The organism is Mesorhizobium sp. LNHC221B00, from assembly GCF_000502935.1.
In the GTDB taxonomy this organism is placed as follows: domain Bacteria; phylum Pseudomonadota; class Alphaproteobacteria; order Rhizobiales; family Rhizobiaceae; genus Mesorhizobium; species Mesorhizobium opportunistum.
Genome location: NZ_AYWR01000001.1, coordinates 184821 through 200241, shown reverse-complemented (window position 1 = coordinate 200241; position 15421 = coordinate 184821). Strand labels below are relative to the sequence as shown.

At 62.6% G+C, this 15421-nt stretch carries 13 protein-coding genes; 5 read left to right on the top strand and 8 right to left on the bottom strand.

Translation table 11 applies throughout. The features are described 5' to 3' along the window. Nucleotides 1-32 precede the first annotated feature (32 nt). Both X741_RS165270 and X741_RS165275 read left to right on the top strand, forming a co-directional pair. The gene (locus X741_RS165270) at nt 33-1472 is read left to right on the top strand and encodes an aldehyde dehydrogenase family protein (protein ID WP_023775859.1); all 1440 of its coding nucleotides are present in this window, start codon (nt 33-35) and stop codon (nt 1470-1472) included. 75 nt (nt 1473-1547) lie between these two features. After that, nucleotides 1548-2123: a DUF1349 domain-containing protein gene (locus tag X741_RS165275; RefSeq protein ID WP_023775858.1), complete on the top strand. Its 576-nt coding sequence runs from the start codon at nt 1548-1550 to the stop codon at nt 2121-2123. A 69-nt stretch (nt 2124-2192) separates the two neighbouring features. Here X741_RS165275 and X741_RS165280 read toward each other — a convergent pair whose 3' ends face one another. The 6 genes from X741_RS165280 to X741_RS165295 form a co-directional block, all read right to left on the bottom strand. Further along, the gene (locus X741_RS165280; RefSeq protein WP_023775857.1) at nt 2193-3767 is read right to left on the bottom strand and encodes a glycosyltransferase; all 1575 of its coding nucleotides are present in this window, start codon (nt 3765-3767) and stop codon (nt 2193-2195) included. Further along, nucleotides 3764-5896: a glycosyltransferase gene (locus X741_RS0133795; protein ID WP_031249639.1), complete on the bottom strand. Its 2133-nt coding sequence runs from the start codon at nt 5894-5896 to the stop codon at nt 3764-3766. Before X741_RS0133795 ends, X741_RS165280 begins: the two co-directional genes overlap by 4 nt. A 30-nt stretch (nt 5897-5926) precedes the next feature. Then, complete coding sequence (locus X741_RS0133790; RefSeq protein ID WP_245272620.1) at nt 5927-6538, bottom strand: bifunctional DNA primase/polymerase; 612 nt, start codon at nt 6536-6538, stop codon at nt 5927-5929. A gap of 167 nt (nt 6539-6705) precedes the next feature. Continuing rightward, complete coding sequence (locus X741_RS165285; protein ID WP_023775855.1) at nt 6706-8235, bottom strand: mercuric reductase; 1530 nt, start codon at nt 8233-8235, stop codon at nt 6706-6708. After that, on the bottom strand, nt 8225-9574 hold the full coding sequence (locus tag X741_RS165290) for a glucoamylase family protein (RefSeq protein WP_023775854.1): 1350 nt from the start codon (nt 9572-9574) through the stop codon (nt 8225-8227). Before X741_RS165290 ends, X741_RS165285 begins: the two co-directional genes overlap by 11 nt. A 234-nt stretch (nt 9575-9808) precedes the next feature. Next, entirely contained in the window at nt 9809-10561 is a 753-nt protein-coding gene (locus X741_RS165295; RefSeq protein ID WP_023775852.1) for an SDR family NAD(P)-dependent oxidoreductase, read from the bottom strand. Nucleotides 10562-10909: 348 nt separating this feature from the next. On the opposite strand from X741_RS165295, the gene X741_RS165300 reads away from it, so the two are divergent. Beyond that, nucleotides 10910-12223, top strand: coding sequence for an O-antigen ligase (locus tag X741_RS165300; protein WP_023767499.1), 1314 nt, complete (start codon nt 10910-10912; stop codon nt 12221-12223). Continuing rightward, nucleotides 12220-12342 (top strand): hypothetical protein, encoded by a 123-nt coding sequence (locus tag X741_RS1000000171380; protein ID WP_280940325.1) that lies wholly within the window; start codon nt 12220-12222, stop codon nt 12340-12342. Before X741_RS165300 ends, X741_RS1000000171380 begins: the two co-directional genes overlap by 4 nt. A 169-nt stretch (nt 12343-12511) precedes the next feature. On the opposite strand, the gene X741_RS165305 is transcribed toward X741_RS1000000171380, so the two are convergent. Both X741_RS165305 and X741_RS165310 read right to left on the bottom strand, forming a co-directional pair. Beyond that, complete coding sequence (locus X741_RS165305) at nt 12512-13768, bottom strand: polysaccharide biosynthesis/export family protein (RefSeq protein WP_031249635.1); 1257 nt, start codon at nt 13766-13768, stop codon at nt 12512-12514. 85 nt (nt 13769-13853) lie between these two features. Beyond that, nucleotides 13854-14531 (bottom strand): sugar transferase, encoded by a 678-nt coding sequence (locus X741_RS165310; RefSeq protein WP_023767502.1) that lies wholly within the window; start codon nt 14529-14531, stop codon nt 13854-13856. A gap of 599 nt (nt 14532-15130) precedes the next feature. Between X741_RS165310 and X741_RS165315 the strand changes: the two genes are divergently transcribed. After that, nucleotides 15131-15403: a hypothetical protein gene (locus tag X741_RS165315; protein WP_031249634.1), complete on the top strand. Its 273-nt coding sequence runs from the start codon at nt 15131-15133 to the stop codon at nt 15401-15403. Nucleotides 15404-15421: the final 18 nt, after the last annotated feature.

Here is a 15421-nt window from a genome sequence, read left to right as displayed (position 1 = left end):
AAGCCAGCAGCCAAGGCAAGGAAGGCAAGATCATGAACGTATTTCGCAAGAACCTCATCGATGGCGAGTGGGTCGGCGACGCCGGCTCCCGCAACATCAACCCCTCGGATACCGGCGATGTGGTCGGCGAATATGCCTCGGCTGGCGTCGAACAGGCCGGCCAGGCAATCGCCGCGGCCAAGGCGGCGTTTCCGGCATGGTCCCGTTCCGGTCCGCTGGCACGCCATGCGGTGCTGAAGAAGACCGCGGACGAGATCATGGCCCGCAAGGACGAGATCGGCCGCAATCTGGCGCGCGAGGAGGGCAAGACGCTGGCCGAAGGCATTGGCGAGACCATTCGCGCCGCCCAGATATTCGATTTCTTCGCCGGCGAGACATTGCGCCTGTCCGGAGAAATGGTGCCAAGCGTGCGCCCGGGCGTCGGCGTCGAGATCACCCGCGAAGCGGTCGGCGTGGTCGGCATCATCACGCCTTGGAATTTCCCGATCGCCATTCCGGCCTGGAAGATCGCGCCCGCTTTGGCCCATGGCAACACCATCGTCTTCAAGCCGGCGGAACTCGTTCCCGAAAGCGCCTGGTCCATCGTCGACATCCTGCATCGCGCCGGCCTGCCCAAGGGCGTGCTCAACCTCGTCATGGGCAAGGGCTCCGTGGTCGGCCAGGCCATGCTCGACAGCCCCGATGTCAACGCCATCACCTTCACCGGCTCGGTCGGCACGGGAAAACGCGTCGCCGCCGCCAGCGTCGAGCACCTGCGCAAGTTCCAGCTCGAAATGGGCGGCAAGAACCCGCTGGTCGTGCTCGACGATGCCGATCTCGCGGTCGCCGTCGATTGCGCGCTCAACGGCGCCTTCTTCTCGACCGGCCAGCGCTGCACGGCCTCGTCCAGGCTGATCGTGACCGACGCCATCCACGATCGTTTCGTCGACGCACTCAAGGACCGCATGGGCAAGCTGGTCATCGGCGATGCGCTCGACGCGCAGACCCAGATCGGCCCCGTCGTCGACGCCACTCAGCTGAAGCAGGACGAGGATTACATCGCCATCGGTGTCAGGGAAGGCGCGACCCTCGCCTTCGGCGGCGAACGGCTCGACCGCAAGACGCCAGGCTTCTTCCTGCGCCCGGCGCTGCTGACCGAGGCCACCAATGCCATGCGCTCTTCGCGCGAGGAGATATTTGGCCCTGTCGCCAGCGTCATCCGCGTCAAGGATTATGACGAGGCGCTTGCCGTCGCCAACGACACGCCTTTCGGGCTGACGTCGGGCATCTGCACGTCGAGCCTGAAGCACGCCACCCACTTCAAGCGCAACTCCGAAGCCGGCATGGTGATGGTCAATCTGCCGACGGCGGGCGTCGACTTCCACGTTCCCTTCGGCGGCCGCAAGGGCTCGAGTTTCGGCCCGCGCGAACAGGGCCGCTATGCCATGGAGTTCTACACCACCGTGAAGACCGCCTACACGTTTGCAGGCTGATCGGGTGCAAGGTGGTCGGCGCCGGCCGGTCGGGCCAGCGGTCACGCAGCTCAAGAAACGGATTGGCGCGACGCCATGGCATTGCAGGACCTGACCTGGCTCAACCCGCCGCCGCACCACGCCATCGACGGCGATACCGTCCATGCACGCACCGGCAAGGAGACCGATTTCTGGCGTGAGACCTTCTACGGTTTCTGGCGCGACAACGGCCATTTCCTGCATCGGCCGGTCGAGGGCGATTTCACCGCCGAAGTCACCGTCAAGGGCGACTACAAGGTGCTCTACGACCAGGCGGGGCTGATGCTCCGGCTGAGCGAAACGCACTGGATCAAGGCCGGCATCGAATACACGGACGGCCTCGCCTATGTCTCGGTCGTCGTCACCAACGACACGTCGGACTGGTCGCTGGTGGCCATTCATGCCGGTCCGGACGGCGTCAGGATCCGCCTGACCCGCCACGCCGAGGCGATCCGCGTCCAGTATCTCGATGCTTCGGACGGTCATTGGAAGCCGGTGCGGCTCGCCTATTTCCCGGTCTCGAAGACGGTCGATGTCGGCATGATGTGCTGTTCGCCGCAGCGCGAGGGTTTCGAGGTCACATTCTCCGGCTACTCTGTCGGTCCGCCGATATCGCGCGAGTTGCATGACTGACGCCTTGGCGACATCTGTGGCCATCGCCGATCTGGAACCCTTAGGGAAGAAACTTCGGCGGCTGCCGGCTCACCACGGCACGTGCAGTATTTCCAGCTTAGGCAGGCCGACCGGCCTGATGCCGAGATCGTTGGCGAGCACGCCAAAAGCTTCGGTCTCGATCAGGTCGCGGTAGGGAATTTCGGGGAAACGAAGGCCGCCGCGATGCAAGGCGGCATCGACCAGGAGCATGGTTCCGCCGACCGCATCGAGGCCGATGATGTCGAGATGTCTGACATCGCTGAGATGATACCGGTTTGGTGTTTGCGCGGGAGGCTGATGGAGACCGCCACGGATGTCGCGGTAGTAGCGATAATCCCTTGTCTGCCGCCTTACTATGAAGCTGTTGAGATCGAAACTGCCGCCGCCGGCGATCTTCACGCAGTTGGGCACCGCGATGCGATGTCCCGTGGCGATCAGCCGGTTGAGGGCATCACCGGGAAAGCGCCAGACGTCGATGTCGATCCACACCGCCCAGTCGTCGTCTTTGCCCAGCCCGTGATCGATCAGGTAATTTCGCACCTTGGCGATCGCGCCCCGCCTCACGCGTTGCATCCTGGGTTTTGCCCGTTTTGCCCGGTCGAGGCTGGTGCCGACCCGCCTTTGCAGCAGGACGATGTCACGATATTTGCCGGCTAATCCCGCCGTCGCGGCCTGCAGCCGCTCCCAGCTCCCATCCAGGCTGTCGCCCTCGCAGAAAACCAGCTTGATCCTCTCCTTGGGATAGTCGAGCCCTTCCAACGCATCGAGAAATGGCTGGATGAGGTCGGCGGCGTCGCGAAGCGGCACCAGTACGGCGACATTTTTGCCTGAAGGCGGCGGCGCCGACAGCACCGCTTTGTCGACGCCCGCTTTCGCCACGGCCTCATCGAGATACGCGCCACGCGTCAGCTGATACCAAAGCCGGTAGGCTCGGTTGCGAAGCTTGGTCGACCATTTCGGCGGCGGCTCAGGGATCCACCAGGTGCCGGCCCAGTGATGGATCGAAAGCGACGTTGCATCTTCGGCGGCCTCGCGCTCGGTGCTGCCGGCCGACGTCACCGGCGTGAACAGGCCTGAAGGATGAATGGCGAATCCCGCCTGATCGCCGTAATTGCGCTGGGCGGAGGTCAGCAGGCAAGGACCCGTGGCGTCGAGCACGTCCTTGGCGCCGGCGAGACCGGGCATCATCGACAACAGATGCAGCCAGAACGGATGACCGGGCGGGCTCGCTATCGTCCCGTTGAACAGGAGATAGGGCAGGCCACGAAATTCCATCTGGACGGCCGAATGCGAAGACGGCTCCTTGCACAGCACGATCCGGGTCTCGTTCATGACCGGATCGAAGGGCGCGACGCATTCGCAATCGATGTCGGCGTAGACCCCGCCAAAATGATGCAGAAGCATGTAGCGGGCCGCATCCGACCGCTCCACGCCGTTCAGATACGTGCAGAACACCGGCAGGAAATCCGGGTAGTGCTCGGCAACGAAGTCGAGCAGCATCCGGTCGCTCCAGAACATCACCGTCCAGTGTGGATTGTGCCGCTTCCAGCTGTCGGCATACGCCTGGAAGCGCGCGGGGACACGGTCGGTCTTCCACGTCTGGTGCAGGATTGCTGGAATCATGCGGCGGGGCCGTTTGGTCCAAGCCCATCACGAACGGCGTCGCGGATCGCTTGCAGGCCGAACCTTGCCCATGCCGCCTGATGCGCGCGAAGGCGTTGCCGCGCCCGGCGTTCGGGGTCGAGACAGAGTCCGATGGCCATCTCGGCAAGCGTCTCGTCAGTGTCAGACAGCAGCACCTCGTCGTTCTCGACCAGGTCCAGGCCCTCGGCCGCGATCGGCGTGGCGATCACCGGCACGCCCGCGGCCATTGCTTCCAGGATCTTGATGCGTGTGCCGCCACCCGCCGTCAGCGGAACGACGGTGAGATGCGCGCTGGACAAGAGTGGCGCCACGTCAGCGGGATCCTCGATGAGCTCCACACCAGGCAATCTGGCCAGTGCCTGCACGGCCGGTCTCGGCGTGCGTCCAGCCAGGACAAGCCTGGCATCCGGCAGGGCGTGTCGGATACGGGGAAATATGACACTGGCCAATCGCTGTGCGGCATCGACGTTTGGCGGGTAGGCGAGATGACCGATGAACACGATCACCGGAAAGCCGTTGCCGGTCGACGGCTCGGCAGGCAGTTGCGTGGCAACATCGCCGGCTTGCGGAATTCCGTTCGGAACCACGTGGATAGGAATCTTGTGCCGGGAAAGCCTCATCAGCTTCTGACGATCCAGGTTCGAGCAGATCCATACCCTGTCGACAAGGGACAGCGCTTTTCTTTCAAGGAACCTGACGCCGAATGCCGCCGCGGTTCGCTTGGCACTGAGACGCCTGATCTGTGCGGCAAGGTCGGACTCGACATTGTGCATGTCGAGAATGAGCTGCGCCGCCAGCGGGCGCAGCGGCCGCAGCAGCTTGAACAGGCCGACGCCCTCGACAATGATGGTGTCAGGGCGGAATTCACGGGCGAGCGCCTCAAGCCGCGCCAGGGCGGAACGCGGTATGCGATTCTCCGCCCTAGTGCGCCACCACCCGACCGAGGCCGTGCGGGGCTCACCCTCGATCGACAGGGCCTCGATGCGGATCAATGGATCAGCCGCGTTCCCCGCGAACTTCGGCTTCACCGAAACCAGGCACACCGGTCCGAACCTGGCGGCTGCGTCGGCATTGCGGTAGTTTCTCAGATCTGAACCTGAAGTTGGCGGAAAGGCCGGGTCGTACGACACGATCAGCGTGCGTCTTTCCCTGTCCCTCCTGGCATCCAACCGATGGCCAGGCCGCTCCACCATGGCCCCGGCATGAATTCGGGTACGATATTGCAATGTCTTCCAACTCCCGCCAAGGGTCTTGTGGGCGCGAACGGCACGCATCATGCGCATCGCAGCCCCGTATTGCTTGTGCTTGAGGAGCTGTCTGGAAATCCGCTGCGCGATCCAGGCTTTCCTCCATTGCAGAACGTCTTTAGCAATGCCTAAACCGGCAAGCTTGTCCAGTTCCAGTGCTATCGCGAGAAATGTAGCTCGGGGGGTCTGGACGAATCGCCGCGCCATTCTCGCTTCGTCATGGTGATAGAGAAGCACCGGTGCGGGGGTCGTCGCCACGTCGAAGCGTGCAAGCAGGGCTGCCCAATAGCAGGTATCCTCATCGAGACCAGCCGTTTCGGGAAAGCTGATGGCGGCCGTCGCCGCGGCTGCGACCAATGCGCTTCCCACGGCGATCGGCCACGCCTCGTTGAGGAGGTAGCGTCGGGCGTTCAGGGCCCGATCGCTTGTATATCCATGTGGAGCCTTGAGCTTATCCGGCCGGCCCGCGGTGCGTCGAACGCTGGATCCGATCGACAGGCCGGCTCCGGGATTGCTCACAAGCGCCTCACGCAACAGCCCCAAGCCTCCCGCGATCACCTCGTCGTCGGCATCGAGGAAGAACAGGAACTTGCCCTTGGCACGCGCCATACCGGCGTTGCGGGCGGCGCCGGCGCTGCCAAGCCGCATGCTGAGGACCTGCAGCGGCAATTCATATTCGCGGGCGCTTTGGATCGAGATAGCCGCGGTCTGATCGTTGGATCCATCGTCGACCAGAAGGATCTCACCGATGAGGTCTCTGTCGGCCACAAGGCTGCGCAGGGTCGCGTCGATCGTCGCGGCCGCATTCCTTGCGGGGATGACGATGCTGATGTCCGGTCGCGCGCCGTCCGGGATACTCATGCGGGCTGGCTACTCATGCGGGCTGGATACTCAGGGGGGCTCGAAGAAGCCACGGTTCAGCATGCGGTCATAGTGGTATTTGAACGGCGAGACTGCGCGAAGCGAGAGACTAGCGAGGCCCTCGATGGGCGACGGATCGACGTCGAATGGTGAATGGTCCTTCAGCCAGCTGTAGGACGAACCATCCTTGAGCACGGACGGGCTGCCAACGACATAGCCCCCAAGCGCCTTCACGTGGCCGATCCGGCGCATGCCGGCATAGAGGCTGGACGAAGCCGTCGGGTCGCGTGTCCTGAGATAGACATGAAACCCGTTCGGCGATCTTGCAATCGGCGTGCGACTTAAAAGGGCCTCGTGCTTGCTCGACCAGCTCAGATAGGTCGCGGCATCATCGAAATCCAAGATGAGAAGGTTGGAGAACCCTCCAAGGATTCCGACATTTCCGGCAAACTTACGGAACCAGCGCCGGATGTCGTCGCCGGTTGGCGGCTTCTGCGACAGATGAAAGGCAACCGATTGGAACGCCAACTCTTTCAGGTCCCTTCGACGGGCCTGCAAATGTAAGGGATGATACTCCATTGCCTGGAGATCGAGATGCTTGCCCCCGGCACACAACGGCACGCAGATGTAGCCCTTGGCCAAGAGCCGGATTGCATATTCGGTTTCAGTTACAGGCTGCATCCCCGAGTGTTCCGCGGTCGCACCGTGCTCCAATCTTCCTTAGTCGTACTGGGTGCCGTCAAGCGCCGGGCGGGATACTTGGTCGTGTATTTGCGGACATTTCAGAGAAAAGCATGCTTCATGCGCTGTCATCGCCTCGACCAGGCCAGCCAGCGCGCTGCCAGACGCCTGCGCAAGCTTGTGAACCGCGTTCGCCGGTAGGCGTCGCCCGCCATCTTGATGCCTTGGGCCTGCGTCGGGAAGGGGTGGATCACGTCGGCCAGTGCATGCAATCCCATGCCCGACCGGATGGCGAGCGTCACCGCGTTGATCATCTCGCCGGCGTGGGCGGCGACCACCGTCGCGCCGAGGATGCGGTCGGACCCCTCCCTGACATGGATCTTGACGAATCCCTCTTCCTCGCCGTCCATCACGGCACGGGCGACATCGTGCATCAGCACCGTATAGGTCTTGACCGGAATGCCGTTCCGACGGGCCTCCACCGGATAGAGACCGACATGGGCGATCTCCGGATCGGTATAGGTGCACCAGGGAACGACAAGTTCGCTGAGCCTTTCGCGGCCGCGAAACAGCGCATTGCGCACGACAATGCGGGCGGTCGCTTCGGCGGTATGGGTGAACTTGTATTCGAGGCACACATCGCCCGCCGCGTAGATGTGCGGATTTGTCGTTCTCAGGTGATCGTCCACCTTGATGCCGTTGACGTCATACACCACGCCGGCATTTTCCAGGTCGAGATCGTCGACATTGGGCGAACGGCCGACGCCGGTGATGATCTCGTCGACGGAAATGGTCGTCACGTCGCCGTCCCGCATCAGGTCGGCGAGCTTCTTGCCGCCCTTTGTCCGCACCGCCACCACTTCGGTGTTCAGCCGGACCTCGACCCCCTCGCGCGCCAGCGCGTCCGAAAGGATCTGCGCGGCGTCGCGTTCCTCGCCGGGCAGGAACATCGGATCGCTCTGCGCCAGGATGACCTTGGCGCCGAGCAGGCAGAAGGCCTGCGCCGTCTCGCAGCCGAGCGGCCCGCCGCCGATAACCAGGAGCCGTGGCGGGCACTTCGTGAGATCGAACATGGTTTCGTTGTTGAGATAGCCGGCCTCGGCAAGCCCCGGAATCGCGGGCCCGCTTGGATGCGCACCTGTCGCGATCAAAGCCTTTCTGAACCGCAGCGTCTTGCCGGCGACCACCACCGTGTCCGTGCCGGCGAAGCGTGCCTCACCGAAATAGAGGTCGATGCCTTGCGAAGCGATGGCAACGGCCGCATCGGCGCGGCTGATCCGCTCCCGGATCTGCCGCATTCGCATCATGGCGCGCTCGAAGTCGACGTGCAGACGCTCCGGCGTGTCGCCGCCGAAATTCTCGGCGTCGCGCATGTCGGCATAGAGCCTGGCCGTGCGGATGATCGACTTCGACGGCACCCCGCCGACATTGACGCACGCACCGCCGATCAGCCCGCGCTCGATCAGCGCGACCTTGGCGCCAAGGCTCGCGGCGTCGCGCGCGGCGGTCAGTCCGGCAGGCCCGGCGCCGATGACGACGAGATTGTAGGAACCGTCCGGCTCCGGGTTCTTCCAGCGCGGCGGATGCGCGCCCCGGATCAGCTCGACATCGTTGCGGTCGACCGGGAAGGCGGCGGCTTTGGTCCGTTCATGCGACATCGCGGCCCCCAGGCTCGGGGCTTGCGAGCTGCGACAGCCATCCGCCGGTGAAACCGGCCTTGTCCAGGCCGCGACGGATGTGAGGATTGGACCGCATCAACTCCCAGATCAGGCGCGAGCGGTGGTTCTCGATCATCATGACCACGATGCCCTGGTCCAGCCCATAATGGCCTTCCGAGATCCAACCGTTGCGGCCGAATTTTCGCCGGCTGGCCAATGTCGGATTGAAGCCGCTCGGCAGCCGGAAATTGTCGATCACCTGCGGATAGCGGTCGCCGAGATGGCGCAAGGCAGCCAGGCAAATGTCAGGCGCGAAGGGCAGCGACGCCGGATAGGACCATGGCGCGATCGTCCCGTCATCCGGCCCGAAAGGCGCCCCGCGCGCGGCATATCCGGAAAACCGGTGGCGCCGTCGCTCCACGCTGGCGCGGAAGCCGCCCGGTCCGTCCCCGGCCGACAGTCCCCACAGGTTCTCGCCATAGCCGTCGAAGCCATAGGGGTTGTGCCGGGCATAGTCGCGGTGCAGGTAGGTCGAACGGCGGCTGTTCTCGAAATAGTCGGAATTCTTCTCGCGCATGAAGGCATCGCGGATGCCGGCGAAATCGATCCAGGCATGCGAGAACTGATGCATGAACAGCGGTCCGCCATAGAGCACGTCATGGCCATAGATGTTTTCCCACTGGTAGGTCGCCGTCCAGCCTTCGTAGCAGTCGTCCGACGTCGGGCTGTCCGGCGAGGCCATCGACAGCACATAGAGGATCGTCGCCTCGTTGTAGCCTTCCCAGCCATAGTGCAGAAAGCCGCTCCTGGGCTTCCAGCCTTGCCGCAAGGTCGGACTGCTGCCTTGCGCCCAGCGCCAGTCGACGCGCCGGTAGAGCGCCTCGGCCAGCTGGCGGATTTCGGTTTCCTTCTCATCCCTGCCGGCGAAATAGGCGCTCGCCACCAGGAAGCCGGCAATCAGCAAGGCGGTGTCGACCATCGACAGCTCGCAGCGCCAGACCCGCAGCCCGGTCCGCATATCGAGGAAGTGGTAGTAAAAGCCCTTGTGGCCGGTGACCTCGTTGCCGCTGCCTTGCGGGCTGGTCGAGAAGAAACGCAGCGCGGCGAGGGTAAGCTCCACCGCCGCCTCGCGCGTCATCCAGCCGCGCTCGACGCCGATTGGATAGCAGGACAGCGCGAAGCCGACGACCGCGATGCTGGCCGGCGAATTCGGCCGTGACGTGTCGGCAACCAGCCCGTTGTCGGGGTTCACATTCTCCAGGAAATAGCCGAAGGCGGCGCGCTGATAGCGATCCAGAAGCTCGTCATCGGATAGCGTGGCGGGATATGCTTCAGGCAAACGATGCAAACTCCGGCCTAATGGTCGCGGCTCCCGCCGATCGCGCTTCATCGGCACGGCGGCCGTGGGTCATCGCCCCTGCCGGGCTGTCTCGTCGCATCATGGCTTCCCGCAACTCTGTTATGTCATCACCGTCCATCCAGACCTCAGCCACCATACGCCTGTCAGCTCCGTTCGTTGCTCCGTCACGCGGAATTGTAGTTGGATCTGGCAGAGGCGGGAGCCCCCGGCTGGTCAATAGGTAGCGCGGCCGCCGGAGACGTCGAACACCGCGGCCGTCGTGAACGAGCATTCTTCCGAGGCGATCCAGCAGATCAGTGCCGCCACTTCCTCGACCTCGCCGAAGCGCGCCATCGGTATCTTGGACAGCATGAAATCGATGTGCTCCTGGCTCATCTGCTTGAAGATCGCGGTGCGCACGGCCGCCGGCGTCACGCAATTGACCGTTATCTTGGTCTTGGCCAATTCCTTGCCGAGCGACTTGGTCAGGCCGATCACCGCTGCTTTCGACGTGCTGTAGGCGGAGGCGTTGGGATTGCCTTCCTTGCCGGCGATCGAGGCGATGTTGACGATGCGGCCATAGTCGCGTTCGAGCATGTGCGCGACGAGCGCCTTGTTGCAGTAGAAGACACCGTTGATGTTGATGTCGATGACCTTCTGCCAATCCTCCGTCGAATAGGACCAGGTCGTCATGTTGGGTCCGGTGATGGCCGCGCTGGTGACCAGGATGTCGACGCCGCCAAGGGCTTCGATCGTCCGCGCTGTGGCGACCTCAACACCCTTCGCATCCGCAACGTCCAACGTCACCCCGTGCAGGCCGGCAACAACGGCTTTGGCCTGATCGATCTGGGCCGGATCGCGATCCCAGACGCTGACGCGCCCGCCCTCCTCGACGATCCTTTGCGCCACCGCCAGGCCGATGCCCGAGGCCCCGCCGGTGATGACCGCCGACCGGCCGGCGAAACGTCCCGCAAAATGCATAGGCATCTGATTTTCCTCTGTCCGTGACCGATGCAACCGGCCGCCTCACCCTAGGTGGACTGTGAAGTCGCCGGCAGGCAAGTTCAAGCCGGCATGTGGGGCGATCGTCTGGGCCAATCCCGGAGCTGCGCCGACCCGTCGATCTCTCGGCAATCGCCCGTCTGTAAGACAAGGTGACCGGATTTGCCCCGGATTTGCCATTGAGCAAGGGGTGCGATAGGTTATATTGCACTGCACAATGGAGACGCTGTTTATTGTACGCCCCTGTTTGCGGATATGCCGGCCGGTTTTCGGCCTGCCGGGCTTGGTGGTCTCTGGCTTGCCGGTCTTGGGTCGCGTCGACGGGACTCTGAGATGAAGATTCCCAAGTCCTTGCTGGTCGATCCCGAAAAGAACTCCGCCTATGGCGCGTTTGCCGTTGCCGTCTCGATCTGGGCGTTCTCCTATTCCGTCATATTCGGCCAGGTACTGATCCTGGCCTACTACGCCGTCTGGCTTCCGCTCATCCTGGTCGACTACCGGCGCTTCCTGCGGCAGCTGTCCAGCGCCTGGCTGCCGCTGCTGTTCGCGGCCTATGTCTGCTTCTCCGTCTTCTGGTCGCAGGCGCCCGGCACCACCGCAAGGACGGCGATCCAGTACCTTTCCCACATTGCCTGCGCCTATGTCGCGGCGCGCACCGTCAGCGCGCGCACCCTGACGCTGGGCGCCCTGATCGGGATATTCTTCGTCCTGCTCTATTCACTCAAGGTCGGGGGCTATTCCGAGGACGTCCTCGACGGCACCTACAATTTCGTCGGCGCCTTCGCGTCCAAGAACCAGATCGGTTTTGTCGGCTCGCTCGGCATCTATTTCTCCGTTGTGTTCCTCGCCTTCCTGCGGCGCGGCCGGCTCAGCTTCATCCTGACGGTGCCGGTCGTGCTGTTGTCGGCCTATGTGCTGGTCGTCTCGCATTCCGCCACCTCGATGGCCTCGATACCGGCGGTCCTGGCGCTGATTGCACTGCTTGCCATGAGCAAACTCTTGTCGCGGCGCTATCGCCGCGTGATCTTCCTGGTCGGTGCCGGCATGATCGTCGTGGTGGCTGTGGTGGCGCTCAATCTCGGGCTTATGGACTTCGTGCTTGGCATCTTCGGCAAGGATTCGACGCTCACCGGGCGGACCTATCTCTGGGAGCAGGGCTGGGATGCCGCCCAGCGGTCGCCGATCCTCGGCGTCGGTTATGCCGCCTATTGGGTGCAGGGATTTGCCGAGGCCGAACGGCTGTGGAACGAATTCTACATCACCACCCGCACCGGCTTCCATTTCCACAGCACCTATATCGAGGCGCTTGTCGAACTCGGCTTCACCGGTGCGACGATGGTGTCGCTGATCTTGCTGCGCACGCTTTACGGCCACGTCTCGATGGTGATCTTCAAGGCCTGGCAGGCCGAATCGGTGGTTCTCTTCGGCGTGATGGTGCTGCTGCTGATCCGCTCCTTCGTCGAGGTCGAGATCCTCAACCCCTACATCATGGGCTCCTTCCTGATGTATTTCAGCTATTTCAAGCTGGCACGGCTGCCCGTTACCGGCACGCGGCGGTCGCCGGCCTTCGAGCCGGCGGATGCGAACAGGGGCGAGGCCGAATGGCCGCGGCACGCCGGCCGTCCGGCGACTGCCGACCCTTCGTGAGCCAACGCACCCTGTCCAAAAAGGGCGTAGCGGTTTTGGGCAACGACATGCACAAAAAGACAAAAGCGCGTCGCGTGATTTCCTTCGAAGGCGGCGCGCTTGATCGTTTCGCCGCTTGAAGATCTCCCGGCCCGAAAAATCTCAAAGTCTTGAAAATCTCACGGCCTTGAAAATCGCGCTACCAAAGAAAATCGCACCAACAAAAACCTCCGCCAGGCAGGCCTGACGGAGGTTGGATGTCTTTGCGATTGGGGATCGAAGGCGCTGGACGCGCCAAAGGCGGCGTGTCTATTGGCTGGCCAGCGGCGCCAGCTTGACCTTGATCACATCGCCGGGCAGCACTTGCGTTTCTTCCTTCGCCGCGATCTCGCTGGTCTTGCCCTCGACATTGCGCACCAGTGAATAGAGCGGGGTGGGCTGCTGGTCGTTGGTGATGGCCGCCGTCATCGCTGGATCGGTGGCCTGGGCTATCAGGCCTTTCTGCATATTCACCTTCAGCGCGGCCTCGTTCAGGTCGGCTTCGGTCTGCTGCCGGTCGGCGGCGAGGCTCGAACTCAACGTGTTCTGGGCATCGATGGCGTCCTGCGTCGCCTTGCTGATTGCCTGCTTGGCGGTGAGGATGGCTGTCTCGTAGTCGAGGATCTTGCCCTGCAGGTCGGTGACGGACTGCTGCGAATCCAGAAGTCTCGCATTGGCGACCAAGCCCTTCTGGGCCAATGGACCGATGCTGGCGAGCTGCTGCTGCGCAAGGTCGACCTGCTTCTGCTGGTTGACGATCTTCTTTTGCAGCGATTCGATTTCGGCCTGCAGGACACCCTTGAGATCGTCGAGCGCCTCGAGCTTCAGCTTCAGCGCCTTCTGGTCGGCCGTCAGGATCGTCATCTCGTCGGCGACGATGGTCGGCAGCCGTGGATCGCCCTCGACCTCCTTCGGTGCCTCGAAGCTCGTCTTGCCCGCAAGGTCGGCATCGATGCGGGCGCGCCTGACGAGCAGCCGGACACGCTGGTCGTCGGAGATGTCGAAGTTGCCCTTGGCGGTGACCAGGTCCTTGCCGAGCTGCGGGCCGTAGTCCGCAGTGCGCCGGATGCCGCCGGCGACGCTGATCGCTTTCAGCACCGTCAGATCGGGCACGTAGGGAAACTGACCGGGGTTCTGCACTTCGCCCGAGATGTAGAACGGCCGGAACTGCGCCATTTCGACCGAGGCTTCGGGCTTGTCCGACAGAGCGAGCTTACGCTGCAGCGCCTCGCCGATAGCCGCCGCGACTTCCGCCGTGGTCTTGCCGGCCGCCGGCAACTCGCCGACGAAAGGCACCGACAGCGTGCCGCTCGGGCCAACCGTGTATTGGCCATTGACCGCCGTCCAGTCCCTGAACGTGCCTTCGACGGTCTGCCACTCCGCGATGCGGATGGTGAGCTTGTCCTGCGAGCCGAGATGGTATTCGTCGGCGGTTGCGAGTTGGGGAAAAGCGAGCGACAACGCAAGGCATGTGGCCATGAGCCGCGAGCGGCCGGAGAGTGGGCCGCTGCTAAAGGCTTCGAACATGTCTGTCTTCAAGTGAACGTTCCGATCCGTTTTAGCCCCATCGCCCGATGAGCTTGCCGCCGGATGCCTGGTATCGGCCGGCCGGTCAGTAAGAACCGCGTGACATCCAAACGGCCGGCACGGTCCTGATGATGATGCGAACGTCTTCGAACAGCGACCAGTTCTCGACATAGTGGCGATCGAACGCGACGCGGCTGTCATAGGAGACGTCGTTGCGGCCGCTGACCTGCCACAGGCCGGTCAGGCCGGGCCGCGACTTCAGATAATAAACGGCGGCGCTGCCGTAGATTTCCAGCTCGTCGCGCACAACGGGGCGGGGTCCGACAAGGCTCATGTCGCCCTGCAGGATGTTGATGATCTGCGGCAATTCATCGAGGCTGAGTTTCCTCAACACCGCTCCGACGCGGGTGACGCGCGGATCGTTCTTCAGCTTGCGGGTCGCAATCCATTCCGCGTTGGCTTCCGGATTGGTGGCCAGATAGGCGGTCAGCACCTTGTCGCCATCCGGAACCATGGTGCGGAACTTCAGGCACGGGAAAACCCGGCCGCCACGGCCGATTCGCCGGTGACCGTAGAAAACCGATCCGCCGTCGGATAATTTGACGAGCAGCGCTATCATGACGAACAGCGGGCTGAGAGCGATCAGTCCCGCCAGCGAACCGATAATATCGAAACTTCGCTTCATGAGGCCGCCGATCGGCGGCGGAAAATCGGTGTCAGCCTGCGAAAAGTCCGCCGTGGCCGACTTGGCAATATCCCTCATGCCGTAACTCCATGCGTTGAACGAATGGTTCACCACACGATACCAAAAAAATGTTGCAGCGCAACACACAATTTCCCAGCCCATTGAAATAGTCACGTCATGAATTGACCAAATAATAAGCTCGCAATGCACATTTTTCAGGATGCATAGCACATTTGTGACAATAAATGGGCAAGTGGAAAAAATGCCGACGTTTTTGAGGCGAATTTTGGGCAGGACGTTCTCCGCGGCCCAGAGTGATGCACATGAGTGCTTTAGAAGGCCCCGAAGATCACGACTATTAACATAAAATACTACTTAATATTACGGATTGTACTAAAAAACGTCAACCGCCCCTGGTTGAGTAAAGTGCGATCGTGTGCGTTGCAGCATGGCAGAGTCGAACTCGAAAGCTCAATGAAAAATATGTGCGGTTGCCCTTGCCGCCTTCTGCTCGCCTTAATAGAATTGCAAATTATACCTGTCAGAGTAGCGACAGGTTGAAAGGCCGGAAGCAACCGGTCGACGGCGGGTGGTTTAACAAGCCCGCATAACAAGGGACGGCGCTCGGGTGGGGCAATTGTTGGATATAACCCGAGCCGGTTTATGGGCTGTTGGGTATGTCGCTTCCAAAATTCATCGTTGGGATGATTTTCGCACTTGCGATCGTCGTCGGCTGGTCCTGGATTGACGGCGTTTCGCTGGGCACGACCCTGCTGCGCGTCATCATTTGCGCCGTGGTCATCCAGGCCGGGTATTTCGCCATCATTTATGTCATGGTTGCCAGGAGCGCGCCGACGCCGGCCGACAGGCTACGCGAAGCCGAAAGAAAGCTGAACTCACCCGAAGTAGAAGGCGAGAAGCTGGGCAGTGCCCGGCGAGGCCTGCACTAATTCCAACGCGCGGCATCG

Coding starts and splice junctions, on each gene's coding strand:
- X741_RS165270 (WP_023775859.1), top strand. CDS start 33: ATGAACGTATTTCGCAAGAACCTCATCGATGGCGAGTGGGTCGGCGAC.
- X741_RS165275 (WP_023775858.1), top strand. CDS start 1,548: ATGGCATTGCAGGACCTGACCTGGCTCAACCCGCCGCCGCACCACGCC.
- X741_RS165280 (WP_023775857.1), bottom strand. CDS start 3,767: ATGATTCCAGCAATCCTGCACCAGACGTGGAAGACCGACCGTGTCCCC.
- X741_RS0133795 (WP_031249639.1), bottom strand. CDS start 5,896: ATGAGTATCCCGGACGGCGCGCGACCGGACATCAGCATCGTCATCCCC.
- X741_RS165285 (WP_023775855.1), bottom strand. CDS start 8,235: ATGTCGCATGAACGGACCAAAGCCGCCGCCTTCCCGGTCGACCGCAAC.
- X741_RS165295 (WP_023775852.1), bottom strand. CDS start 10,561: ATGCCTATGCATTTTGCGGGACGTTTCGCCGGCCGGTCGGCGGTCATC.
- X741_RS165300 (WP_023767499.1), top strand. CDS start 10,910: ATGAAGATTCCCAAGTCCTTGCTGGTCGATCCCGAAAAGAACTCCGCC.
- X741_RS165305 (WP_031249635.1), bottom strand. CDS start 13,768: ATGTTCGAAGCCTTTAGCAGCGGCCCACTCTCCGGCCGCTCGCGGCTC.
- X741_RS165310 (WP_023767502.1), bottom strand. CDS start 14,531: ATGAGGGATATTGCCAAGTCGGCCACGGCGGACTTTTCGCAGGCTGAC.
- X741_RS165315 (WP_031249634.1), top strand. CDS start 15,131: ATGTCGCTTCCAAAATTCATCGTTGGGATGATTTTCGCACTTGCGATC.